The sequence below is a fragment of the Ruminococcus flavefaciens ATCC 19208 genome, assembly GCF_000518765.1.
GTDB classification, from domain to species: Bacteria; Bacillota; Clostridia; order Oscillospirales; family Ruminococcaceae; genus Ruminococcus; species Ruminococcus flavefaciens.
Genome location: NZ_JAEF01000007.1, coordinates 1 through 25,362, shown reverse-complemented (window position 1 = coordinate 25,362; position 25,362 = coordinate 1). Strand labels below are relative to the sequence as shown.

Annotated in this window: 18 protein-coding genes; 2 read left to right on the top strand and 16 right to left on the bottom strand. The window is 42.8% G+C overall.

Features of this window, described 5'->3' with window-relative positions:
• Nucleotides 1-91: 91 nt before the first annotated feature.
• From glgA to mtaB, 5 genes are all read right to left on the bottom strand, one after another.
• Nucleotides 92-1,546: a glycogen synthase GlgA gene (glgA, locus tag L870_RS0102315; RefSeq protein ID WP_028516756.1), complete on the bottom strand. Its 1,455-nt coding sequence runs from the start codon at nucleotides 1,544-1,546 to the stop codon at nucleotides 92-94.
• Between the two features lie 327 nt (nucleotides 1,547-1,873).
• Nucleotides 1,874-4,906 (bottom strand): BspA family leucine-rich repeat surface protein, encoded by a 3,033-nt coding sequence (locus L870_RS18235; RefSeq protein WP_051411353.1) that lies wholly within the window; start codon nucleotides 4,904-4,906, stop codon nucleotides 1,874-1,876.
• Between the two features lie 111 nt (nucleotides 4,907-5,017).
• On the bottom strand, nucleotides 5,018-5,326 hold the full coding sequence (locus L870_RS0102305; RefSeq protein ID WP_028516755.1) for a hypothetical protein: 309 nt from the start codon (nucleotides 5,324-5,326) through the stop codon (nucleotides 5,018-5,020).
• Nucleotides 5,327-5,352: 26 nt separating this feature from the next.
• Entirely contained in the window at nucleotides 5,353-9,057 is a 3,705-nt protein-coding gene (locus L870_RS0102300; protein WP_028516754.1) for a phosphoribosylformylglycinamidine synthase, read from the bottom strand.
• Nucleotides 9,058-9,200: 143 nt separating this feature from the next.
• Nucleotides 9,201-10,511 (bottom strand): tRNA (N(6)-L-threonylcarbamoyladenosine(37)-C(2))-methylthiotransferase MtaB, encoded by a 1,311-nt coding sequence (gene mtaB, locus L870_RS0102295; RefSeq protein WP_028516753.1) that lies wholly within the window; start codon nucleotides 10,509-10,511, stop codon nucleotides 9,201-9,203.
• Between the two features lie 278 nt (nucleotides 10,512-10,789).
• Here mtaB and L870_RS0102290 point away from each other — a divergent pair, with 278 nt between their 5' ends.
• On the top strand, nucleotides 10,790-11,020 hold the full coding sequence (locus L870_RS0102290) for an HPr family phosphocarrier protein (protein ID WP_019680953.1): 231 nt from the start codon (nucleotides 10,790-10,792) through the stop codon (nucleotides 11,018-11,020).
• A gap of 69 nt (nucleotides 11,021-11,089) precedes the next feature.
• On the opposite strand, the gene L870_RS0102285 is transcribed toward L870_RS0102290, so the two are convergent.
• The 6 genes from L870_RS0102285 to L870_RS0102260 form a co-directional block, all read right to left on the bottom strand.
• Nucleotides 11,090-11,779 (bottom strand): PepSY domain-containing protein, encoded by a 690-nt coding sequence (locus L870_RS0102285; protein WP_028516752.1) that lies wholly within the window; start codon nucleotides 11,777-11,779, stop codon nucleotides 11,090-11,092.
• A gap of 19 nt (nucleotides 11,780-11,798) precedes the next feature.
• On the bottom strand, nucleotides 11,799-12,431 hold the full coding sequence (locus tag L870_RS16350; RefSeq protein WP_051411352.1) for a hypothetical protein: 633 nt from the start codon (nucleotides 12,429-12,431) through the stop codon (nucleotides 11,799-11,801).
• Nucleotides 12,432-12,557: 126 nt separating this feature from the next.
• On the bottom strand, nucleotides 12,558-13,319 hold the full coding sequence (locus tag L870_RS0102275; RefSeq protein WP_028516751.1) for a hypothetical protein: 762 nt from the start codon (nucleotides 13,317-13,319) through the stop codon (nucleotides 12,558-12,560).
• A 473-nt stretch (nucleotides 13,320-13,792) separates the two neighbouring features.
• Entirely contained in the window at nucleotides 13,793-15,328 is a 1,536-nt protein-coding gene (locus L870_RS16345) for a zinc ribbon domain-containing protein (RefSeq protein ID WP_037270938.1), read from the bottom strand.
• 170 nt (nucleotides 15,329-15,498) lie between these two features.
• A complete protein-coding gene (locus tag L870_RS0102265; protein WP_028516750.1) occupies nucleotides 15,499-16,389 on the bottom strand; it encodes a dockerin type I domain-containing protein in 891 nt (296 codons plus the stop codon).
• 261 nt (nucleotides 16,390-16,650) lie between these two features.
• Nucleotides 16,651-17,640: a dockerin type I domain-containing protein gene (locus L870_RS0102260; RefSeq protein WP_028516749.1), complete on the bottom strand. Its 990-nt coding sequence runs from the start codon at nucleotides 17,638-17,640 to the stop codon at nucleotides 16,651-16,653.
• 436 nt (nucleotides 17,641-18,076) lie between these two features.
• On the opposite strand from L870_RS0102260, the gene metG reads away from it, so the two are divergent.
• Nucleotides 18,077-20,068 carry a methionine--tRNA ligase gene (gene metG, locus L870_RS0102255; RefSeq protein WP_028516748.1) on the top strand — a complete coding sequence of 664 codons (1,992 nt, stop codon included), beginning with the start codon at nucleotides 18,077-18,079 and terminating at the stop codon, nucleotides 20,066-20,068.
• A 137-nt stretch (nucleotides 20,069-20,205) separates the two neighbouring features.
• On the opposite strand, the gene L870_RS0102250 is transcribed toward metG, so the two are convergent.
• The 5 genes from L870_RS0102250 to L870_RS0102230 form a co-directional block, all read right to left on the bottom strand.
• Nucleotides 20,206-21,528 carry an esterase/lipase family protein gene (locus tag L870_RS0102250; protein WP_028516747.1) on the bottom strand — a complete coding sequence of 441 codons (1,323 nt, stop codon included), beginning with the start codon at nucleotides 21,526-21,528 and terminating at the stop codon, nucleotides 20,206-20,208.
• Between the two features lie 177 nt (nucleotides 21,529-21,705).
• Nucleotides 21,706-23,481: a hypothetical protein gene (locus L870_RS0102245; RefSeq protein ID WP_028516746.1), complete on the bottom strand. Its 1,776-nt coding sequence runs from the start codon at nucleotides 23,479-23,481 to the stop codon at nucleotides 21,706-21,708.
• Nucleotides 23,451-23,966 carry an RNA polymerase sigma factor gene (locus tag L870_RS16340; RefSeq protein WP_037270935.1) on the bottom strand — a complete coding sequence of 172 codons (516 nt, stop codon included), beginning with the start codon at nucleotides 23,964-23,966 and terminating at the stop codon, nucleotides 23,451-23,453. Before L870_RS16340 ends, L870_RS0102245 begins: the two co-directional genes overlap by 31 nt.
• 70 nt (nucleotides 23,967-24,036) lie before the next feature.
• Nucleotides 24,037-24,249: a helix-turn-helix domain-containing protein gene (locus L870_RS0102235; protein ID WP_028516745.1), complete on the bottom strand. Its 213-nt coding sequence runs from the start codon at nucleotides 24,247-24,249 to the stop codon at nucleotides 24,037-24,039.
• 11 nt (nucleotides 24,250-24,260) lie between these two features.
• Nucleotides 24,261-24,719: a DUF2975 domain-containing protein gene (locus tag L870_RS0102230; RefSeq protein ID WP_028516744.1), complete on the bottom strand. Its 459-nt coding sequence runs from the start codon at nucleotides 24,717-24,719 to the stop codon at nucleotides 24,261-24,263.
• Nucleotides 24,720-25,362: the final 643 nt, after the last annotated feature.

Below are 25,362 nucleotides of genomic sequence, written 5' to 3'. Positions count from 1 at the left end.
GGCGATGCAGACATCGCCACCTACTATGCACTAACCGCTAATAACTAATCACTAAGTAAGGGCGGAACTGATCCGCCCTCACGTAGTTTTATTACCAGTTTATCATCCAGTTGTACATACCCTCATACTGACGGGCGGAGCTGTTCCATGAGAAGTCCTGCTCCATAGCCCTCTGAACCATCTCGTCCCACTGCTTGCGGTGCTCGAAGAAAACTTTCTTGGAGTAATTTATAGTCGAAAGCATCTCGTCACCGTTATAGTTGGCAAATGAGAAACCGTTTCCTGTGCCCTCAAACTCGTTGTACGGCTGAACAGTGTCCTTCAGACCGCCTGTTTCTCGGACGATCGGCAGAGTACCATATCTGAGCGCGATAAGCTGAGTAAGTCCGCAGGGCTCGAAAAGTGAAGGCATAAGGATAGTATCGGCTGCTGCATAGAGCTTGTGAGCAAGCTTGTCATCGTAAAGGATATTAGCCGAAACTCTCTCAGGGTATTTCCACTGATAATGCCTGAACATATTCTCATATCTCGGATCACCTGTACCGATAACGACGAACTGTGTATTCTCGTCGCAGATGCGCTCCATAGCATAGTTAACAAGGTCGAGTCCCTTCTGGTCGGTAAGACGTGAGATAATACCTATCATATACTTGCTCTTGTCAACGGGAAGCCCCAACTCAGCCTGTAATTTCTCCTTGTTTTCGGCTTTTTTTGCCTTGAAGTTCTTGGAATTGAACTTTACAGGTATCTTATCATCGTTTGCGGGATCGAATACCTTATAGTCGATACCGTTGAGGATACCTCTCAGAGATGCAGACCTTGCACGGAGAAGTCCGTCAAGCTGTTCGCCGTAGAAAGGATACTTTATCTCCTGAGCGTAGGTCTCGGAGACTGTTGTGATATAATCTGAATACACAAGACCGCCCTTGAGCATATTTGCATCTTTGTTAAATTCCAGCTTATCCGAAGTAAACATATAATCGGGCAGTGCTGTATTGTACTTGAAGGTATCAATATCCCATACACCCTGGAATTTAAGGTTATGGATAGTCATAATGCTCTTTGTAGAGCTGAAAAACGGATTCGTTGCAAAGGTCGAATGCAGGAACACAGGTATAAGCGAAGCCTGCCAGTCGTGACAATGGATAATATCGGGACGAAAGCCTATAACAGGCAGGATAGCCAGTACAGCCTTACAGAAGAAGGTGAACCTCTCGATATCCCATTTCAGGTCAGGAGAATAAGGCGTATCACACTTGAAGTAATACTCGTTGTCAACGAAATAGAACTTGATGCCGTTATACTCATACTCCATAATACCAACATGAACACCCTCACTTCTCATACCGTAATCCATATAGAAGTGGTGAACATATTTGAATTCATTCCTGTACTTATCGGGTATACAGGTGTAATAAGGCATAATAACTCTTACATCGAACTGATTTTTGTCGATATACTGCGGAAGTGCTCCGACAACGTCAGCAAGACCGCCTGTCTTTATAAACGGAACGCACTCAGAAGCGGCGAATAGAATGTTATTCATAGCATATCTCCTTACTCGTTATTTGTTACAGCAAACACCTGTAACCTCATAATTATTATACACTAAATTTCAGCTTTAGTCAACACAAAATTATGAACATTGCCTACTGCGCGTTTTGCCAGTGAGTAGTATCAATTCATAATTCATAATTGTAGGGGCAGCGTTTCGCAGCTCCTGTTGGGAGGCGTTCCCTACACTATTCACTAATTACTATGCACTAAAACTTTTCGGATATTCAATGTTTTTCCATTGAAAAAACGCGTTTTTCAGCCCCATTATGAAAGCATAAAAAAATCGGCACAGTAAAAACCGTGCCGATATAAATGCTTATGGCATTTTAACTGTTAATGTAGGAACCTGTCCGAGGAGATACTTCTGGATAAGCAGTGCGTCATCATTAGTCACTCCGTTAGGCGCATTATTCTCACCTCTGCTGACATCGGCATTTTTAAGTCCGAAGTCAGTGATATGGTTCTTGTCTGTGCCGTTGATGCCGTACTTGTTAGGATTTGCAAGGCTCTGCATTATGAGAACAACGTCAGCCATATCAACTGTGCCGTCATCATTAGCATCGCCGTATACAACAGGCTTGTCTTCAAGTGCATAAAACAGAATACCGTATTTCTTTGCATAAGCATCTGCTGTTGAGCCTCTGTGACCTATAATAGTATGAACACTGCCAAAAGTTTTTTCACTGTCATATATATCGCAATCAGGGTTCAGAATAGTAAGCTTATTCGCACTCAAATTATAAAAAGAAGAATATTCTATCTTTTTAAATGAATCAGGGAGAACGAGCTCTTTAAAATAACTGTTGCTAAACGCTTCCAGTTCAATATCTTTCAATGAAGCAGGCAGTTCCAATGACGGGATCGAAGCCATATAAAATGCATCATCACCAATGCGTTCAAGGTTTTTAGATATTTTAAAATTCTCGGAAATACTGCATGAAGAAAACGCAGCTGTTCCTATCTCCTTGACTGTATCAGGCATTACAACAGATGAAACTTTACATAAAAGGAATGCCTCAGTTGCTATCCTTGTAACAGTTTTTCCGTCAACCTTTTCTGCAATGACGATATCGCCCTCTGCTTTTTTATCACACTTCAGTACCTCTGCATGATCCTCAAATACCCTGTAAGTTAATGCTCCGTCTTTTACAAATGTGCTTTTCAGTTCGGCAGGAGTTTCATAGGATTCGCCATCACGTACAGAAAAATATCCGGGATTATCAGGTTCATCTACGTGTGCATACTCTATGGAAATTTTCTTTTCGTCATATTTTGTTCCGTTTCCGCCTGTAAGTGCATTACAGTCTTCAAACATATGACTATCATCTATAACGCCATCTGTGACCCACTTTGATCCTACATAAACAGTTTTTAATTCTCTGCAATCGCTAAACATATAATCCATACGGCTAACATTTACCGTATTAAAGCTTGAAAGATCAAGTGTCTGCAAGTTGGCGCACAAAGAAAACATTCTATACATTCCTTCAACCTTAGAAGTATCAAAGCTTGAAAGGTCAAGTGAACGAAGGCTGAAACAACTGTCAAACATTCTGTTCATTATAACAACATTCGATGTATCAAAATTAGAAAGATCAAGAGTTGTCAGTTCTGAACAGCCGTTGAACATAGACACCATATATTTTACTTTGCTTGTATCAGCTTTGCTGAGATCTATCTTCGTAACATTACTAAAGCCTGAAAAAAGGGATATGCAGACCTCAGGAAGTACTGTTCCCTCTTCGGCTATTACAGTTTTAGCTTTTTCTTTGTATTCCTGCACATCTGAATAGTAAATGTCTCCTCTGAGAGTAAGAGTACCTGTCTCTTCATCAAAGGATAATGACTTATTTTCGGAAGGAGCTTTTTCAGCTGCTGTGAAATATCCGGGAGCATCAGCAGTATCTATACGCGCATAATCGCTTGTGATCTCGTCTTCGTTATATGCTGTACCATTGCCGCCCACAATGCTTATGCACTCATCGAACACAGAAACCTTATCTGCGATATTTTCAATCTTCCAGCCGTCACTTACATAAACTGTTTTCAGAGCGGTACAGCCTGTAAACATAGCACCTATTTCGCAGCCCTTCTTGATTTTAAAGCCTGACATATCAACAGTTACAAGCTTCTTGCATTCGCCGAACATTCTGCGCATACTTTCTGCATTTGAAGTATCGCAGCTTGAAAGATCAAGCTTTTTCAGCGAACTGCATTCCCAGAACATATTCGTCATATCTACGACATTTGAGGTATCAAAATTCGACAGATCAAGAGATTCAAGGCTGGTACAGCCATTGAACATAAGCGTCATATTTGTTACTTTGGAAGTATCGAAATTAGCCACACCAACTGATGTAAGAGCTTTGCATTCACAGAACATGGCACTCATATCAGTTACTTTTGACGTATCAAAATTAGACACAGATACATTTTTAAGGCTTTCACAGTCCATAAACATAGAATTCATATCTGTTACATTTGAAGTATAAAAATTCAGAAGATCCAAAAACGTCAGTTTTGAACATCTGTTAAACATCATAGACATATCTGTAACCTTTGATGTATCAAAATGAGTCACATCAAGTTCAGACAGTTTTAAGCAGCCCGAAAACATCTTTCCCATATCGTTAACCTTTGATGTATCGAATTTAGTTACATCAAGAGAAGTAAGACTCTTACAGTCATAGAACATACTTCTCATGTTTGTTACATTAGAAGTATCGAATTTTGTAAGATCAAGAGATGTAAGCTCGAGACAGTCATCGAACATTCCCTGCATCTCCTCTACAGAAGATGTATCAAAGCCTGACAGATCAAGTGATCTCAACGCTCTGCACGCAAGGAACATCTGACTCATATCTTTGACCTTTGAAGTATTGAAGCTCGACAGATCAAGCGACTCAAGAGCATAGCACTCGCTGAACATCGCACACATATCAGTTACGTTTGAAGTATCAAAGCCTGAAAGATCAAGTTTTTTAAGCATGATACATTCGCTGAACATTCCGTTCATGTCAGTGACCTTGCTTGTGTCTGCCTTGCTCAGATCAATTGTTTCAGCACTCTGAAAACGCTGGAACATACCAAGGCAGCTCTGAGGAAGTACTGCTCCCTCTTCGGCAACTATAGTCTTTACACCTGTGCCGGAATACTGGATAACGTCATTTTTGATAACGTTTCCTTTCAGAGTAAGCGTACCTGTTTCAGCGTCAAAAACTGCTGATCTTTCAGCAGCTTCCTCAGCCGAAGCCGTAAAGCTGACAGGAGAATAGTTGTTTACTGCCTGTGTTACCCCGCACGTAACAGTAAATGCCATAACTAATGCTGTTAATTTTTTGATTTTCATGTTGTACCTCCAATATAAAATTTTTATAATAATACCACATTTTATATTATTTGTCAATAGAAAAAGGACGACATAAAGTCGTCCTTTAATTAAGTATCTCTTTAGATTACATCAACCATTTATCTGTTCAAGCAACAACTTTTCCAGCAATTCTTTAGCCATTGCTTTTGTTTTATCAGGTGCTAACTCTATCTTATTGGTTTTTAATTTCTCTGTATCCATATCACATACCTTAAACAGCCAATATAAATGATACTTTTTACTATTATTAAACTTTTCTATACGCGATGGAAAAGTCTTAACCTTTTTCCAATTCATATGTTCAAAAGTCATAAATTCATGATATGCATATGATACAAACCATGTTGCACCTATTTGTGAAAGTTCTTCTCCCCCTAAAAAGTTAAATGCATGACTCATAAAAAATTCCCCCTATGGTCATATCATCATGTAAAGTATTTAACGCCGCTCTCGAAGATCTTCTGATCCTTTTCACCCTCAACGTTCTTGCAGATGTAGCTGCCCTTACGCTCAGAGTGTCCCATTTTACCGAATACTCTTCCGTCAGGTGAAGTGATACCCTCGATAGCCTCGATAGAGGTATTCGGATTGTAGCGGATATCCATTGTAGGATTGCCGTCAAGATCAACGTACTGTGTAGCTATCTGACCGTTCTTTGCAAGCTGCTGTATAAGGCTTGCAGGAGCTACGAAGCGTCCCTCACCGTGTGAGATAGCTACTGTATGTATATCGCCTACTTCGCAGCCATAGAGCCAAGGGCTCTTGTTGGAAGCGATACGTGTATTTACCATCATTGACTGGTGGCGGTTGATAGTATTGAATGTAAGTGTAGGTGCATCGTCAGCCATGTCGATTATCTCGCCGTATGGAACAAGTCCAAGCTTGATAAGTGCCTGGAAGCCATTGCAGATACCAAGCATAAGTCCGTCACGGTTCTTGAGGAGGTCGTGAACAGCGTCCTTTATCTTAGGATTGCGGAAGAACGCTGTGATGAACTTACCGCTTCCCTCAGGCTCGTCACCGCCGCTGAATCCGCCTGGGATCATGATTATCTCGGAGCGTCTTACTGCGTTCTCGAAGTATCTTACGCTCTCCTCGATATCGCCTGCGGACAGGTTGCGGATAACTACTACCTCAGGCTTTGCACCTGCCTTCTCGAAAGCTCTTGCAGTATCGTATTCGCAGTTAGTACCGGGAAATACAGGGATAAGAACTCTCGGCTTTGCTATCTTTGTAGAAGCTGAAAGCTGAATACGGTTAGGTGAAGAATATGTCTGAGGAGTTGTATCTGTAGTCTTTATGCGGCATGGGAATACAGGCTCGAGCTTTGCTTCCCATATTCTCTGGAGATTGTCAAGGCTGAGAGTATAATCGCGGCAGATGATCTTGTAATCGGAAATAGTCTTACCGATAACGTTCTCATCGCTCTTTGCATCGCCCTTGAGCTCGATGATGAATGCGCCGTAGCAAGGCTTGAAGAGCTCATTGCTGCTGAGATATGATGTGAACTCGAAACCTATCTTGTTGCCGAAGCACATCTTTGCGATACCCTCTGCAAATCCGCCGTAGCCGTTTGTCCATATAGCATTTGCACGGTCATCGGCAATTATCTTCTCTACCTTGTCGAAGCAAGCCTTTATGCTGTCGAACTTAGGAAGTCCGTTCTCGTCATACTCCGGAACGATGGAGATAACAGTATTTCCTGCGCTCTTGAATTCTGTAGAAACTATCTTGTCTGCCATTGCAGTTGATACTGCGAAGGAAACAAGTGTAGGAGGTACGTCGATATTCTCGAATGTACCTGACATTGAGTCCTTACCGCCGATAGAACCGCATGAAAGTTCAAGCTGTGCCTTGAATGCACCGAGAAGAGCTGCCATAGGCTTGCCCCAGCGGAGAGGATCATTCTGTGTTCTCTCGAAGTATTCCTGGAATGTGAGCCAGCACTTCTTATATGTACCGCCTGCTGCGACTACCTTAGCGATAGACTCGATAACTGCAAGCATTGCACCGTGATAAGGTGATTTTTCGGATATATCAGGGTTATAGCCCCAGCCCATAAGTGAGCAGGTATTTGTCTCGCCCTTGAGTACAGGTATCTTTGCAGCCATAGCCTGTGAAGGTGTCATCTGATATACGCCGCCGAAAGGCATGAGGACTGTGCCTGCACCGATAGTTGAGTCGAACTTTTCGATAAGTCCCTTCTGTGAGCATACATTGAGGTTTGACATAAGCTGTGTCCATGACTCAGCCTTGTCTGCGATCTCTTCCTCAGCGCGTGGAAGAGGAGCTTCAACTTCGATATCTGTGAACTTCGGAGCACCGTTTGAGTTAAGGAACTCACGGGACAGGTCAACGATAGTGTTGCCGTTCCATACCATTTTAAGACGAGGCTCTTCAACAACGTCTGCTACGAGTGTTGCTTCGAGGTTCTCCTTTGCAGCCTCTTCAAGGAATTTATCAAGATCCTCGGGAGCGATGACAACTGCCATTCTCTCCTGTGACTCGGAAATAGCTATTTCAGTACCGTCAAGACCGTCGTACTTCTTTGGTACTGCGTTAAGGTTGATTACAAGTCCGTCTGTGAGCTCACCGATAGCAACGGATACACCGCCTGCACCGAAGTCGTTGCAGCGCTTTATCATCTTTGTTACCTCAGGATTGCGGAACAGTCTCTGGAGCTTTCTCTCCTCAGGCGGATTACCCTTCTGTACCTCTGCACCGCAGTGTTCAAGTGACTCTAAAGTATGTGACTTTGATGAGCCTGTTGCACCGCCGCAGCCGTCACGGCCTGTCTTGCCGCCGAGGAGGATAACGATATCTCCCGGTACAGGTCTTTCTCTGCGGATATTCTCAGCAGGAGCAGCACCGAGAACTGCGCCTATCTCCATACGCTTTGCAACATAGCCGGGGTGGTAAACCTCAGCAACATGGCCTGTTGCAAGACCTATCTGGTTGCCGTATGAGCTGTAGCCGTTTGCAGCTCCGAGAGTGATCTTTCTCTGTGGGAGCTTGCCTGCGATAGTATCTTCAACGGGTACCAGCGGATTTGCCGCACCTGTTACACGCATTGCCTGATATACATATGAACGTCCTGAAAGCGGATCACGGATAGCACCGCCGAGGCAGGTAGCTGCACCGCCGAAAGGCTCTATCTCTGTGGGGTGGTTGTGGGTCTCGTTCTTGAACATGAGTATCCAGTCCTCAAGCTCGCCGTCGATGTCTACCTTTATCTTTACTGAGCAGGCATTGATCTCTTCGCTCTCGTCAAGGTCGGGGAGCTTTCCGTCAGCCTTAAGCTTCTTGGCAGCGATAGTGCCGAGATCCATAAGAGTAATGGGCTTGTCCGTTCTGCCCAGCTCTTCACGTACATTGATGTACATATCATATGTATCTTTTATATAAGGAGTATTTATCTTTACGTTCTCAACATTTGTGAGGAATGTGGTGTGACGGCAGTGGTCAGACCAGTAAGTATCTATCATACGAATCTCTGTGATAGTAGGATTACGCTTTTCCTCATTGCGGAAATAGTCCTGACAGAACTTGATATCATCATAGTCCATAGCAAGACCGAACTTGTCAACGAATGCATGGAGTCCCAGTGCATTGAGGTTGATGAAGCCTTCCAGCTCCTCAACTGTTGTAGGGATATCGTAATTTGTATCGAGAGTCTTTACTGTTTCCAGTGATGCCTCACGGCTCTCAACAGGGTTGATGATATAAGACTTGAGCTTTGCGAAATCATCATCGCTGATGATGCCTGAGATTATATATATACGTGCATTTCTTACGCGGCAGCGCTCTCCCTGACGAAGTATCTGGATACACTGCTCACAGCTGTCGGCTCTCTGGTCGAACTGTCCGGGAAGGTACTCAACAGCGAATATCCTGTCAGTCTCTCCTACCTGTGGGAGCTCGTCATATACAACGTCAACGGCAGGCTCTGAGAATACAGTGTTTATTGCTGCCTTGAAATCCTCCTCACTGAGTTTATCTGCGTCGTATCTGTTAAGGATACGTACTCCTGAAATGTTTAGTCTGAGTGCAGTTTTTATATCGCTGAGCACAGACTGAGCTTCTACAGCAAATTCAGGCTTCTTTTCAACGTAAATTCTGAATACGGACATAATTCAGTCTCCCTTCAAATTTAATTAAGAATTAGGAATTAGGAATTAAGAATTGAGGTGTCGCCTTACGGCGACGGATTTAAAAAGCCACTTTTCCGATTTTATCGGCGAAGCCGATACAATTAATTCCGCATTCCGAATTTCTAAAGTTCATCAATGGCTCTGCCAAAGCAGAAGTCGTGACCATACTCTTCTATTATAACACTTATTATCTGATTACGCAAACTTTTTTCGGGATTTTTTCGTGAAATCTTTATTTGTGTATAATCAGGTGCATATCCGCGGTGAAATTCTGTAGAATTTTCACGCTCGAACAGCACAGGTACTGTTTTGCCTACCAATGAGCTAAGGTATTTTTCCCTCGTTTCGTCTGCTGCGGCAGTCATTTCCTGCCACCTTACAGTCTTGACGCTCTCGGGTACCTGTCCGCTCATTTTGTCGGCTCTTGTGCCCTTTCTCCTCGAATATCTGAACACATGGACTTTCGCAAAGCCTACCCTGCGTATGAACTCCACGGACTCTGCATGATCCTCGTCTGTTTCCTGCGGAAATCCCACCATTACGTCCGTAGTGAATGAGCAGTCGGGGAAGATACTGCGGATACGCTCAGTAAGCGCAAGGTACTCCGCAGCGGTATATTTGCGGTTCATAGCTTTGAGAGTACGCTCACAGCCGCTTTGCAAGGACAAATGGAACTGCGGACAGAACTGTGGCAGGGCTTTCAGCCTCATGAGCAGCTCCTCCGACATCATCTCAGGCTCTAAGGAGCCGAGCCTTATACGCTCTATGCCGTCCTGAGCCGCGCATATCTCAGCAGCATCGGCAAGATCAAGTCCCCATTCTCTGCCATAAAACGCAAGATTTATACCCGAAAGGACTATCTCCTTCTTGCCGCTCTCAGCTATGGCTCTTACCTCGTCCCGCAGAACCTCGGGAGCTTTCGAGCGGCAGCGGCCTCTTGCATATGGTATCATGCAGTATGAGCAGAACTGGTTGCAGCCGTCCTGTATCTTCACAAATGCACGGGTATTGTTGTCGAAACGAGTGCATTTAAGCGGCTCGAACACATCGTCAGAGCCGTAGTCCTCTATCTCCACCATGTGTGACCGTGTCTCAAGGCAGTTCTTCACCATGCCAACTATATGGCTGCGAAACTTGGTTCCTGCGATAATATCAGCCTCGGAAAGCTTCTCGGCTTCTTCCCTGTTTGCCTGCGGATAGCACCCCGTAAGAGCTATGACCGCATGAGGAAGCGCAGCACGGGTCTTTCTCAGCGCCGTAATGGCACGGCTGTCACCCGAGGAAGTCACAGTACATGAATTTATCACAACTGCGTCAGCATCATCGGGAATATCGGTTATTTCAAAATCAGCTTCACGAAAAAGCAACTTCATACACTCTGTTTCATAGTGATTGACCTTACAGCCAAAAGTTATAAAATATACTTTATACATATTTCACCCTAAGTTCATAAAAAATGCACATTCTGCTGTGTGTATAGTTTGCACAATTATTACTTTATGTTTTTATGCACTGTTAATAGTTATCTGCTATCAATAAAAATTGCTATTTCTGTATCAATCTATTGCACCATTATGACGAAAATTCAGAAAGCGGCTTGACACCGCGCTTTTTTAGTGCTATTATATATTTGCGGAAGGGAAAAGCCGCAGAAAAAGAAATAAACAAGAAAAAAAACCACAACCCAGACATCTGAAATAGGAGGTATAGTATGACTAAAACAACTGTTAATCTTCAGGCAATCAACGACGTAAAGGAATTCGTCAACATCGTTATGAAGTATGATTTCGATATTGACCTCGTTTCCGGTAGATACGCTATAGACGCTAAGTCTATCATGGGTATCTTCAGCCTCGACCTCTCAAAGCCAATCCAGCTTAATGCGCACACAGATGATGCTGATAAGTTCCTTAAAGAGATCGACAAGTTCATTGTTAAGTAAGATAAAAAGTTAATAACAAAGCAAAAGGGATATGTTCCGTAAGGAATGTATCCCCTTTTTCTTTATCTTTCAGCTCACTGATCTGTTTACCTGCACTATATCGCCGTTATTCGCGTCTATGTACACTTCACTGACATTATCATCGGATACGGGCACAAACCACGCAAGCACAGGTCCGCTGAGTATTTGCAGCTCAGCCTTAGTGCCTTTCTTTACTTTATATTTTGATTCTGCACACTTTATTGCTTCTGCTTCGCTTACCTTTGGCTTGGTATTGAAGCCCCAGAGATCCATATAATCGCTACTGAGCACCTCTGCTTTATTGCCGTCCATGCGGCTTACAGTAAGCTCCACCGAGCCTGCCTTCATGTTGTCGCAGTACTGGTCGAATATATAATCCACATTGCTGCCATACTCTATCGTACTATGGAACTGAAGCTCGGAATATACATCATTAAAGCCCATTACCTCGGAATACGAAGCTATAACGTCAAGGGCATCGTCCTTGTCATTTACCGGATCGGGACTGAGAATGCCCTGTATGATATATATTATGTCATCGCCTTCCTCGTCACGCTTTACAAATACCTGTGTTTCGCCGCTGCGCGGAGTCACATCGTCAAGTGTGCGCTGTTCCACTGACCACGATGCAGGTCTTTCCTTTTCATCAGCTCTATTGCTTTTTGAACCTTTCCCCGAACAACTGCACATAGCTGCCGCTGTCAGTACTGAAATTACTGCTGCTGCCGCTTTTTTCATTTAAAGCCGCTCCCTTCGTTCATTGTCTGTTATAATAATCTATCCCACCGTTGGGGCGGAAATAAGTCCTTATATACCCGTCTGTGGAAAGAATAACAAATTCATTTGTATCTTCTATATAGTAAACTCCGTCGCCGTCCTCGGCTTCGGTCTTATGAAGCGCCTCGGAATTATTGATAACATCGCTGGCGCCCTTTTCGTATTCCTTTGCGGTCTCGTAGTTGAAATCGCCGTCGAACTCCGCGCCGTGCTTCTCGAAATGCTGGTTCAGAAGCTTTGCACTGCGGAAATGATACTCTACATATGTACCGTCATCGCTTTGGAATACAGACTCTGTTTCCGTAGTAACATTTTCAGTTTCAGCGGAAGTAGTCTTTTTATCCGACTTATTGTTCTTTTTATTTTTAGAAGTAACTTTTTCGGTTGTTTCTGCCTTTGTTGATGCAGTTTTTTTATTTTTCTGCTCCTTTGCGGTTGTAACAGTTGTTTCAGGAGCTTTTGTGGTAGATCTAACGTTTTTGTTTTCTGTTGTTACTATAGTGATAACAGGTTCTTCGATATATTTTGCATCGTTATTGTCTCCGCAGCCGCAAAAAGTTGCCGCTGTTATAACTGCTGTCGATAATACGGCAAAAATCCTTATCTTTTTCATATCATTCCTCCTGACTTCAGTTAAGAAACGTTCTACATTACAATTATACAGCAATAAATAAAAAATAGCAAGAGAAATCTCAACATCAGAAAAGCTTCCTTTCAAAAGGAAGCTTTCGCTTTTTCATTATGCTCTGACTGCACGGATATCATATGTCAGCTCAAGGTCGGAATCATCACACTCGCTGTAAAAGCTGCTGACTATACGGTTTGCAACAAGATGTCCGCCCTCGTCATCAGCGCCTATCAGCAATACCAGCATTCGGTTGTCTCCGCACACTGTAGCCATATCTCCGCGCCTCAGACAAAGCTTTACCGCATGAGAAAGCGTACCTATCTCGTTCCTGCATGAAAGCGTATCGCAGCTTCTGCTGCCCTCAAGAGTCAGCACAAGCACCTGAGCATTCTTTTTAGTGCGCTCAAGTATCCTGCGAACGAACCTGTATATATTTTCAAAATCATCTGTGCATACATAATAAGCTCCGCATTCAGCGTCTTTCATTCTCATAAGGCTGTCGAGGCTTATGTGCCTGTCAGAGGAGTATGACGATGACGTTCCTGCAAGCGAAATCACCCTGCGCTGCAAAAGCTGAGGGCAGGCAGGAAGAAGTATGATATCATCAAAGCCAAGTCCGAAAAGTATCTCCTGATCCTCACAGCTTCTCTCATAAGTTACCGCAGCCGCAGGTATCCTGCAAAGCTTTTCGGAAGCACGGATATTCTCCATTACCGTCCCTATAGCGCCTCCGCAGTATTCTTCTGAAATAAGCAGTACATCACACTCGGAAAGCTCACTTATATCAGCTGCAACTATAAAATCCATTGTTTCGCCTATGGAAGATTCCCAAAATCCGAATTTATTCGGACTGTCTATGATACCTGCTTTCATAATATTCCTCCGTTAATAATTCGTTCATAACGTATTATAACACATTTCATATTAAGTATCAACTATCGTTTAATACAAATTTTCATTGTTTTTTTATGCTATAAATGACAAAACTGCGCTTTGCAAGTATGTCACACATACAGAAGCTTACATTAATTTATCGGGGGAACCCTTTCTGAGGAAAGGTTTTCCCCCGAACCCCTTTCCAAAGACTTTTATCTGATTTTTTCTCGGATAGGGCGCGTACAAGCAATAAAAAAGACCTGTAAATATACAGGTCGCGCCCTATCCGAGAAAAAATAAAAACAGAAGTTTTCGGGAGAGAGTTTGAGAGTGACTCCCCGCAGTGCGGGGAGATGTCACGCAGTGACAAAGGGGCGCGCCTCCGTCAGAGGGCTCCCTTTTTCAAAAGGGGTTCTCTCAATAATCAGTATAAACTTCTGTATAAGTAATGTACTTGTGAAACGCTGTTTTTACTGTGCAGCATTTGCAGCGGCTGCCGCAGCGTTTTTCTTTGCTCTTCTCCTTATACCAAGGTATGTCTTTCTGAATATAAATCCGATAAACAGCTCGGCAACTCCTATTGCGATTACCAGCACAGTGAATGGCAGGAGCAGATTTTCTGCGAGATAATATCCTACATTATGTGTGAATGTAAAGCCCATTGCCGAACCGATAAATATCGTAAGTCCGCCAAGAGTAAGAAGTGCTCCTGTAAATGTGAAGATAAATCCGAAAAATCCTGTAACGTGCTTTACTCGTCTGTCAACTATTGCTGCGATCCATATGAGGAAAAGCAGGAAGAATGCAGCGATTATGCCTATTGTGATGTATGAGAAAAGGAAGCTGAGCTTATCTACGTGGAAACCAAGCTTTCTGTTCCACTCTCTTACGCTGAGAGAGTCTGTGAAATTGTCCTTGTCAAGATTTTTGGCAATGAGTTCATAGTCATTTTCTTCAAATTCATAATCAAATTCTTTTACTGCTGCGCCTTTATTGACCTTAATAAAGTCGTTTACAAAGTCATCGGAAGTAAGTGAAGGATCACTTCCCTCACCGTCCATTATGAAGTCGATGTAATTGTCAGCAATCCTGCCCATATACTCACGGAAATCGGTGTTGAGCATATATCTCTTGAAGCCTGCTTCATCGGCATTTCCTCTTGTTGCAGTTCTGAAGCCCATAGAATCATAGAAGGTCTTTGACAGCTCCTTGCCGTCATACTGAGCGGTAAGAACTGTTTCACCATTGAGCTTTATTGCTCTTTTTCTTATCATATTTCCGTTGGCTCCAAGCTTTACTGCAATGAGCAGACTGAAAAGCATAAGGAAAACGATAGTGAATATAGTTACTAAAGATGCTCCGAAAATACGTCCGCCGCCGACTTTTTTACGCGCCTTCGGCTTGTTCTCCTGAACAGGCATGGGTGCAGGTGCAGGCTCAGCAGGCTGCTCCTGCGGCTGAGGCTGATACTGCGGTATATCATTCACAGGAGGCTGTACGCTGTTATTATCATTGATGCTGTACTTCTGCTCACCTGCAAACTTATCGTTATGTACATTGCTCGGGCTGTAAGGCTCAGGCTGTACGGGTATCTTCATGGTATCGCTGTTGTCGTTGAAGCTTTCGGGAGCACTTATCTCAGGTGCTGGAGCTTCCTGCTTCGGAAACTCAGCAGGCTTCTCAAAGCTTGTCTCAGCAGGCGGTATCGGTGATGGCTCCGGAATAGGAGAAGGCTCGGGGATATCTATCTTCTCGGTAGTGCTGAGTATCTCCGTTGGCTCGTCATTGAGAAGCTGCACCTGCTCCTGTGTGAGACTGAGCGTCTCCTCGTTGTCAGCTATTACTTTTTCAAGATGTGGTAAAATGGAAGTTTTTTCGTTGTCCGTATCATTATCGACAGATACGGCATTGAGTTCTCCGTCTTTTTCTTCTGCAAGCGATGCTCCGCACTCTGTACAGAACAGAGCGTCCTCAGGAAGCTCGCTTCCGCATTTTTTGCATATCATAATATCCCTCCTGTAAGATAGGTAGAATGGTCAAAAGTAATTCTGTTATCATTATAAGTCAAAAGGAAATATATGTCAAGTAAAAAAACTGTTACATAAGATTACATATCGGGTATTTTTGCAAAATTTCGTATATTATGGAAAAAGCCCTCGAATGAGGGCTTTTCTTGTTATTTCTTTAAGTAATCGACAAGAGCGAGAGTTCCGTTTGAAGAAACATAAGCATAATACGAAAGAACTTTTGAAGCATCAATGGAATCGACCTTTCCGTCGGAATTCACATCGCTTGAAGCAAGCTCCTTAGTTGTAGGTGAAGCCTGTCCTGTTGAAAAGACTGCATAAGAAGCAAGTATATTCGATGCATCTACAGAATCTATCCTGCCGTCACCGTTGACATCGCCGAGCTTTACCATATTGGTTTCGTCTTTCAGGATCTCAAAATTGAAATCGTATTTGTCAGCATATGCCTGTGCTGTAGAGTCTTCATAGCCGTATATAGTACCGCTGAATGATGGGACGTATTTTGAATAACGCTTTTTGCCTTCCTTCCATTCAACCCTTTCAGTGTCATTGGATATGGAATAATAAACTCCCGTTACTAAATTACAATCAGGATTCTTTATAGTGATAGACACCAGCTCTGAGCACTTCTCAAAAGCGCTTCCCGCTATTTTAGTTATGGTATCAGGCAAAACAATGGATTTTATTTTTTCATCGCCATAAAAGCACTGATAAGCTATTCCCGTTACAGGCAGACCGTTTACCGTGTCTTTTATAACAATATCATAATTTGAAATAGCAGCAAGCAAACTGTTCAGTTCAGCTTGTGCTTTTTCCACTTGTTCTGCAACTCCATTGAGAATAATATCCTCAAGTTCTTTTACCTTCGGATTCTTGACAACTTCAACATGATCGTCAAATATCTGGTATGAGATAAGCGGAAAGTCATCATTATCAACATATTCATCATTTGAAGCTTCGGCTTTGGCCGCTAATGGAGCGCATAATGTAAATACACCCGCTGCTGCAACTACACCTGTCAGAAATCTTTTAATATTCATAATCATACCCCCTTATGATTTATCAATATTCTTCTATCTATATTATATAAATTGAATATTATAATGTCAATAGATTATATATTAAATAACTAAAACAATTAAAAAAGCCTTATTAATGCAATAATTTAATAGATATTTTTATGCCGATCATTGAGAGTCACCTTATGAAAAAGGGAGCCCTTTCCTCAGAAAGGGCTCCCTCAATAAATCAATATAAACTTCTATTTCAGCACCACGGTTATCGGGAGCTTTAACAGATCTTTAGTTCTTTGGCTTTTCGCCTGTAGAAGCAGTATCAGCAAATTCAGCAAATTCACCTGACGGGATTATTTCCTCAACTTCCATAGCATTTGAATCAAAGTATACCCATACGAGCATAGCAGCCATACCCGGATTGTTCTTGAGGTTTATGCGATAGCGTACTTTCTCACCCGGCTTTGCGGAAACATTGTCACCGTAAGCAACGAAGCCTGTTTCTGATGAAACGTCCTGAGGCTCGATATCTCCGCCTACTCTGATATTACCCTGTATTACCTTATCAGGCACAAGAGAATTACCAAAAACAGTTGAGAAATCAGTGCTGAATCTTACAGCATAGTCTTTCTCGGGGATATTGTCCTTGAGCCTGAAGCATACCTCTATGAAATCATCGTTGAATACAAAGTCCTTATTCTTTGATATGTCCAGCCAGAAGCAGTATCTGCTGTCTGTCTTGCTTACATAGTCGTCATCAGAAGGAGTCGTTCCTTCTTCTGTAACTTCCTGTCCGTCTTCGTCACTAAATGACCCGGAACTAAAGCTGCCCCACGGACTGTCAAAATCAAAGAAAGAGCCCCATTCCCATGACAATGCAGGATCAAGTACAAAATCTTTTGCGTTTTCGTCCCACCATGAAACAGCCTTATTGCAGAGTTCTCCAATAAATGTCTCTAACGATACCTCTGTATCACTTATGGACTGGTTTGCGTAATATGAAAGTATAAGTGAAGCATCAAGAGAATTGACCTTGCCGTCCTTGTCTACATCACATATAGCCATCAGTTCATCTGTTATCTCTCCGTTACCTACGGAAACATCAGCATACAAGCTGAGTATATATGAAGCGTCGATAGCATCTATAATGCCGTCGCCTGTAGGGTCGCCGAAGCTGACATTGGCTATCTCAGCTGCGCCTGCACTCATGGCTGCGCTCAGAGAAGCTGCCGCGATCATACCTGCTGCTGCACCTGCAAAAAACTTGAATAATTTCATAATAACCCCTCCTTATGATATAAAAAAGCCCTATATTGCTATTATAACGCTTATAATGGCTGATGTCAACAGTCACAGGACAACTTTTTTTGCAATTAATAATAAAAAAACGTGACAAAGTACAAAATGTATGATATAATAAATGTTGTACATTTATTATATTTGATCTAAATGCCCTTGCAGATACGCAAATCAGAAGATTTGCTCCCTGCAATCGGGCAATTATACCATATGCGCTGCGCTTATATGGTATAATAAATGTTGTACATTTATTATATTTGATCTAAATGCCCTTGCAGATACGCAAATCAGAAGATTTGCTCCCCGCAATCGGGCAATTATACCATATGCGCTGCGCTTATATGGTATAATACAAAGCTGACCGTTTCTTTCATTCGGAAACGGAATTTTTTACACTCAGATTGGAGCGATTTTTATGTCAAAGAAACCCTTTTACATTACCACACCGATTTATTATCCGTCGGGCGATCCTCACATAGGTCACTGCTATACAACAGTTGCCTGCGATTCTATTGCCCGTTACAAGCGAATGCAGGGCTATGACGTAATGTTCCTCACAGGTACAGATGAACACGGTCTTAAAATAGAGCAGAAGGCTGCCGAAAAAGGCGTAACTCCCAAGGAATACGTTGACGTTATAGTTGATAAATTCAAGAACCTCTGGAAATACATGAACATTTCCTACGACAGATATATCCGTACTACAGATGATTACCACGTTGAAGCCGTTCAGAAGATATTCAAGGCTCTCTACGACAAGGGCTATATCTACAAGGGCGAATACTCGGGCAAGTACTGTACTCCCTGCGAGAGCTTCTGGACAGAGTCACAGCTTGACGAACACGGCTGCTGCCCTGAATGTCACAGACCTGTTAAGTTCGCAAAGGAGGAGGCTTACTTCTTCAAGATGTCTCCCTTTGCAGAGCGTATAGAGAAGCTTCTCCTTGAGACAGATTATCTCCGTCCGAAGACAAGAGCTGTTGAGCTGGTAAACAACTTCATCAAGCCCGGTCTTGAGGATCTCTGCGTTTCAAGAACTTCATTCACATGGGGCGTTCCCGTAAGCTTTGACGAGAAGCACGTTGTATACGTTTGGATCGACGCGCTTTCAAACTATATCACTGCCCTCGGCTATGAGAACTCCGCTCACAGCGACTATGAGAAGTACTGGCCTGCCGATGTTCACATGGTAGCAAAGGACATCATGCGTTTCCACGCTATCATCTGGCCTGCAATGCTCATGGCACTTGATCTGCCCCTTCCTAAGCACCTTGCTGTACACGGCTGGATAACAATGGCAGGCAAAAACGGCGAAAGCGAGAAAATGTCCAAATCTCTCGGCAATGTTGTTGACCCGTTCGTGCTCGGCGAAAGATACGGGCAGGATTCCATAAGATATCATATCCTCCGCGAAATGGCTCTGGGTGCAGACAGCCTTTTCTCCAACGAGATAATGATAAACCGTATAAACTCAGACCTTGCAAACGGCTTCGGAAACCTCGTTTCACGTACTGTAGCTATGGCTGACAAGTATTTCGGCGGCACTCTCCCCACAGAGCGCGAGGCTGAGCCTATTGATGACGAATTCAAGTCTGCGGTTACAGGTCTGTGTTCAGTAGTTGACGGATTTGTTGACGAAACCAAGATAAAACAGGCACTCGAATCTATATTTGAGGTAGTTTCACGCGCTAACAAGTACATTGATGAGACTGAGCCGTGGAAACTGGGCAAGGACGAGGCAAAGAAAGCTCGTCTTGCAGCAGTTCTCTATAATCTCCTTGAAGCTATCCGTATCACCTCTGCACTCCTTGCACCTTTCATGCCTACTGTTATGCCAAAGGTATGGGAGCAGATAGGCGCAACAGCTGCTGATGTTGAGTACGACAATCTTGATAAGGTAGGCGTACTTCCCGCAAACGTAACTGTTCACAAGGGAGAGATACTCTTCCCGAGAATAGATGTTGACAAGGAAATCGAAGAACTCAACGCTATACTCACAAAGAATATGGAAGCAGCAAAGGCTAAGCTTTCCGCTGCGGAAAAGGGCGAAGATGCTGCCGAGCCTGAGAAAATAGAGCTCAAGCCCGAGATCACTATAGATGATTTCGCTAAGGTAGAGATAAGAGTAGCAAAGGTAGTTGCCTGTGAGAAGGTAAAGAAGTCGGACAAGCTCCTTTGCTTGCAGCTCGATGACGGCATGGGCGGCAGACAGGTAGTATCTGGTATCGCTCAGTATTACACTCCTGAAGACCTTATCGGCAAGAAGCTCCAGCTCATTGCGAACCTCAAGCCTGTAAAGCTCAGAGGAGTTGACAGCAACGGCATGATCTGTGCTGCTGATACTCCTGACGGCGTTAAGGTCATCTTCGTTGACGACAGTATCCCTGTTGGTTCAAAGATAAGATAAACTCATATAAAAGTTCAGCCCCGAGGCTATGCCTCGGGGCTTGTTTTTAACATAAATCATAATTTAACGGCTTTGCCGCTTTATTATCGGGCGGATAATATCCGCCCCTACAATGGGCTAATGGCTAACGACTCGGCTCAGAACCCTTTTGCTTTCAGGTCACTTACCAACTTAACATAAAACTCCCTTACATCAAAATCCTTTATATTCTCGCGGTTAAGGTCTATGATATCGCCGTGGGTTATGCCCCTTTTTCCGCTTGGTTCGGCAAAAATGAATTTCTCGCCCCACTTCATAGACTCTACAGAAACAAGTCCGTCATTTGGTCCGTCGAAATACTTCACCAGATGATAAGACAGATTCAACGGGAAACGTCCGCCCATAGCCGATACCGACCGTGAGCCCACACTCTGGTAATACACGCCCTGAACATCTTCGCACAGCTTGTTCATCTCCTCGCAGGCAGACGCAGTAAGATCAGTAACTGCCGCAATAAAGTCAGGAGCACTATCGCCTAACTTTTTGAGTGCAGTGTTATACTTATCGGCAAGCCCGTTTTTAAAGCCCTCGGACACCTTCGTCAGAAGATATTCCGCGAACTGACAGCCTCTGTGGGGAGTATTTATAGTAGTAAGACTTGCCACCTTATCACCTGCTCCCAGCATGGAGATAGCATATCTCGAATCAAGTCCGCCTTTTGAATGGGCTATTATATTGACCTTGCCGCACTTCTCCTTTTCAACTATCTCGTCTATCTTAGCTTTCAGCTCTGCGGCACAGCCTGCTACAGAGTCCGCTGACTGCTGACAGCCATAATATATCTTTGCACCGTTCTTTTCAAGTGCCTTCGGTATCCTTCCCCAGTAATTGAAAGCCCTTACATCGCGGAAAAATACTCCGTGTACCATGAGTATCGGATATTTTGTTGCGCATACTCTTTCCTGCTCGCGCGAGCGGTCAAGGGCAAGCCTGTCACATTCGATCCTGTACTCATCATCTGTAAGCTTTATCATCTTAAATAGGATAATAACGTTTATTACGGGGATAAATGCGAATATCACGCCCAATACTCTCCATTTTATACCTATCTGTACAGAGCTTGTGTATATCCTCACAGCTGATACCAGAAACATCAGTGCAAGCAGTAAAAATGCTATGACAGTGTTTACCGTAGCTGTCAGCCCCCATTTTCCGCTCACTGCGAAATAAATACAGCCTGCTATCTCAGCTGTCGCATCTGCAAGGAATATCTTCATAAGGTGGCTGCCGCGGTACATACGTCCCAGCCTGCCGCTCTCACGGGATCTGCACGGAACTGCGCAAAGGACAAATACAAATAATATACCAACTACTACCGTCAGCACTTTCATAGGACCATGCATATACATCAAAGAGATCAAGTATATATTAACTGCACAAAAGCCAAGCACTGTTTTTATTAAAAGAGACAGTAATTCCATATAATTCCCTCACATTAAAATACATATCCGATACATTATCGCATCACACTAAGATTATACATCTCATAACAGCTTTTGTCAATAAAACCGCCGGCGCATCTCTGCCTTGACCGAATAGGCAGAAATGCGCCGGCAAAATCCTCCACATCATGTATCCGAATGCGGGAATATATCTTATCAATGAGCTTTTATACCCTCATAAAGCTCTGTAAAACGTTCATCGTCGGTGTGATAAAAATACAGCCTGTTACCGACACTCAGCATCATATTTCCATTTGCATCTATGCAGATATTTATATCGCTGCCGTAATAAGGTCCATAGGTAATGTTTTCGTTGTTATCAAATTCCGAACCCATCGTTTTTGTCCATTCAAATGACATCAGATTATTGCGTATCTCTGATATATCATTTACCATCTTCTGTTTGTAATTCTTAATATAATTTGCATCAGCCTCCTGATAATATATACCATTTTCATTATTGACCGTATTATTGATAAACCAGTCAACCAGCTCGTCACCCTCCATAGATCTTCCGGTAATATTATTTACAAACGACCTTAACGTACTATAATCATTAACACTTATGCTGTATCTGTAAGATGACTTTATATTTACATTATTATTATCATTTACTAAAATAAGCTGATCACCGATGACTATTTTAAAGGAATCATCGCTTTCTGCTAACTTTTCTCCGTCAAGTCCATATGTATAATATCCGTCATCACCCATTTCAAGGATGTAAATATCCCCCCAGAAGCACCATTCAAATGTTTCAAGCAAATCTGCAAGCTCGTTATACATTCCAAAATTCACAAGATATGCTTTTTCAATACCGTTCTCTTTCCTGAAAACAACTGCATCTTCATATTTAAAATCTATAGGGCATACATCTATCCATCTGCCGTTTCCGAGATCGCTCAGTACACTTCTTAGCCTGTTATATACCGTTAAATCATCGCACGTGTAAGTTTTTTTGATCTCTTCACCGCTGTCAAGGGATATCTTGCTGATATATAAAACACTGTCTTTATAAAGCCTGAGTTTATACCGTGCCTTATCGTTCTGCACATCCAGTGTTATCGGATCTTCATCGGGAGCTTCTTCAATTTCGTCCGTCGCTTCTTTCCATGGTGTAGTTCCAAAAAGCTCTGAAACAGAATATGCCTGAAGCTCACTTACATTTCCGTCACTTTTAGGAGTATGATAAGCTGCGTCCTTAAAGCTTGCATTTATAATGCCACATTCAGTATACTGATCCATTCTGTTTTCAAGCAGGAGAGCAATAAGCCTTGTGTATGACCCTTCGGGCAGGGCGTATTCATAATTTTCATACTTTACAGAACCATTCAGAGGTGTATATTCACAATCATTCCCCATATCATTGCCGTCTGCATCGAAATATCTTACTTTGCATACCTTTACCGTATCATTAGATATTATTGTTATGCTATAATTTTCGACAGAAAATGAAATACCGACCGTATTATAAATAGTAAGACCTTTTTCATTGGCAGTTTCCTCAGTCCATTCGGTATTCTCAAAAAAGTTATGAAGCTTTTTGGCAATGCTTTCATAAGCAATTACTGTTGCAGTGATCTCCCTGTCTTTTACGTAAAATACTGCATCATGTATCGGAAGGGTCGCAAACGGAAAATGACAGTAATAATCATTGTATACCATCTGCTCGCCTTTAGGCAAAGTGTTGCTTGTCGAATTGTATCTATAATAAGCTCCGCCGCCCACAGCGCCTGCACATATAACAAATGCCGCAGCTGCTGCAAGTCCGCGATGTCTTTTTGGCTTCACTACGTCAACGTGAGTTACCACATCTTCGTACTCATCTTCATTTATCTGCTTGCTCTCCGCAAGCTTTTTCTCCATTTCTTCGCAGAATTTACTGCTGAGCTGAAGTTCATTCAGAGCGTCTTTATAATCGTCTCTCTGCATGGCTCATCCTCCTTTTCAAGTTCAGCTCTTAATTTTTCCCGTCCTCTTCTCAACAGTGAGCCTACTGTATTTTCATTCTTTTCAATTATCTCGGCTATTTCTTTTATGGAATATCCCTCATAATAGTGAAGAAATATCACCTCGGCATACTTATGCGGAAGCTCCGCTATCTGTCGGCGAAGCTCGCGCCCTTCGGTGCTTATCTCATATATAGCCTCTGACTGCTCTATTTCGTCGATAGAACAGGTGCGGCTGAATCGGAAGCTTCTTCTTAGATTTTTGCACTTGTTTATCGTTACCCTGAGAAGCCACGCTTTAAGATGTTCATCGTCATTAAAGGATCGGGGTGTTGTATGTAATGAAAGGAAAACGTCCTGAACTATATCCTCTGCCTCGGCATAGCTGCCGCTGAACGCAAAGGCTGCGCGCAGAACTGTGTTTCCGTATTTTCTGAATGCGTATAATGCAGTACTGTCATTATTCATTGCTGTGACCTCCTTTCATATATAACACACATAAGGAATGAGTAATTGTGCAGAGAGTTTAAAAAAATTTTTATTCTTCGTCGTCAGTGAATTCCAGTATATCTCCGGGCTGGCATTTCAGTGCCTTGCATATGGCATTGAGTGTGGAGAAGCGTATAGCACTCACCTTGCCTGTTTTCAGCTTTGACAAATTAACATTGCTTACCCCAACACGCTCGCTGAGTTCGTTAAGGCTTATCTTTCTGTCCGCCATTACGCGGTCAAGTCTAAGGATTATCGACATATGCGCTCACCTCATAAAGTCTCGTCAGACTCTATCTGAAGAAGCTTTCCGTAGCGCATTATCTCGGCAAAGAACAGAAAAACTACAGCTCCGAATACTGAAAAGATCGAAGTGGATAATGCCGATATGAACGGCATACCTGCACTGTGCCTTATCAATGCAATAACGATACTGCCGATAAGTGACAGGGCGGCTATAACTCTGACTGCTGTTATATTGCCATTTGTAAACGGTCTGCCGCTTCGGAATATCCTGTAGAATACGACCATCTCAATAATAAATGTTGACGCATTGAAAAGCATATTTACACTGTTCGGTAACATCATCTTAAAGACTTCAGGAGACATTTTTTTAGAGTTTTTGTATTCCATTACCGCCATTAGCAGCGAAAGAACTGTCTCAATAGCAGCTATTATCATTACAATAAGACTGCTTCTCTTTATCATGGCTTCTACTTTCGTTTTGTTCATATTGATCGCTCCTTGTAAAGTATTTGTTCATTATCAGAACATAGAGTTACTCCGTTTCTGTGACTAAATAATAGCACTGATATTTATGTTTGTCAACAGTTTTTTATCGTTTATCATTAATTATTGTATGATTAAACATAAATCGTCTTGTATTTCACGCTTCTCATTGTGTATTTCGTACGATAATTATTTATCGTTTATCATTAAATCAGTGCTATCGAATTTCAGTTTTCAGTCATTTTTCACAGTTTAATTATAGACATAAGCCGTAAAATATGATATAATATAAATAAGATAAATCATAATTTAGCTTTGCTGAATTTTGATTTGACCTGTTAGCCCATTGTAGGGAACGCCGCCCTCGGCGTTCCGTGTAGGGGCGGATATTATCCGCCCGAAATGTAGGGGACGGCGTCCTCGACGTCCCCAAGAGAGCGTATCAAACTGTTAAGGGACGCCCTCTCTTGCAGGACCCCCTAATCGGGTCCGTCCCCTCTGTCGCGCTGCGACATCTCCCCACCCCGTGGGGAGTCACCCTCTTCCGAAAACAATCCAGTGAATTGTTTTCGGAATTCACCCTTGCGGTGCGCCTTCGTATTATTTCGCTGTTCTTTAAAAGCTGGGAACAGCGACCAAAGGCTCT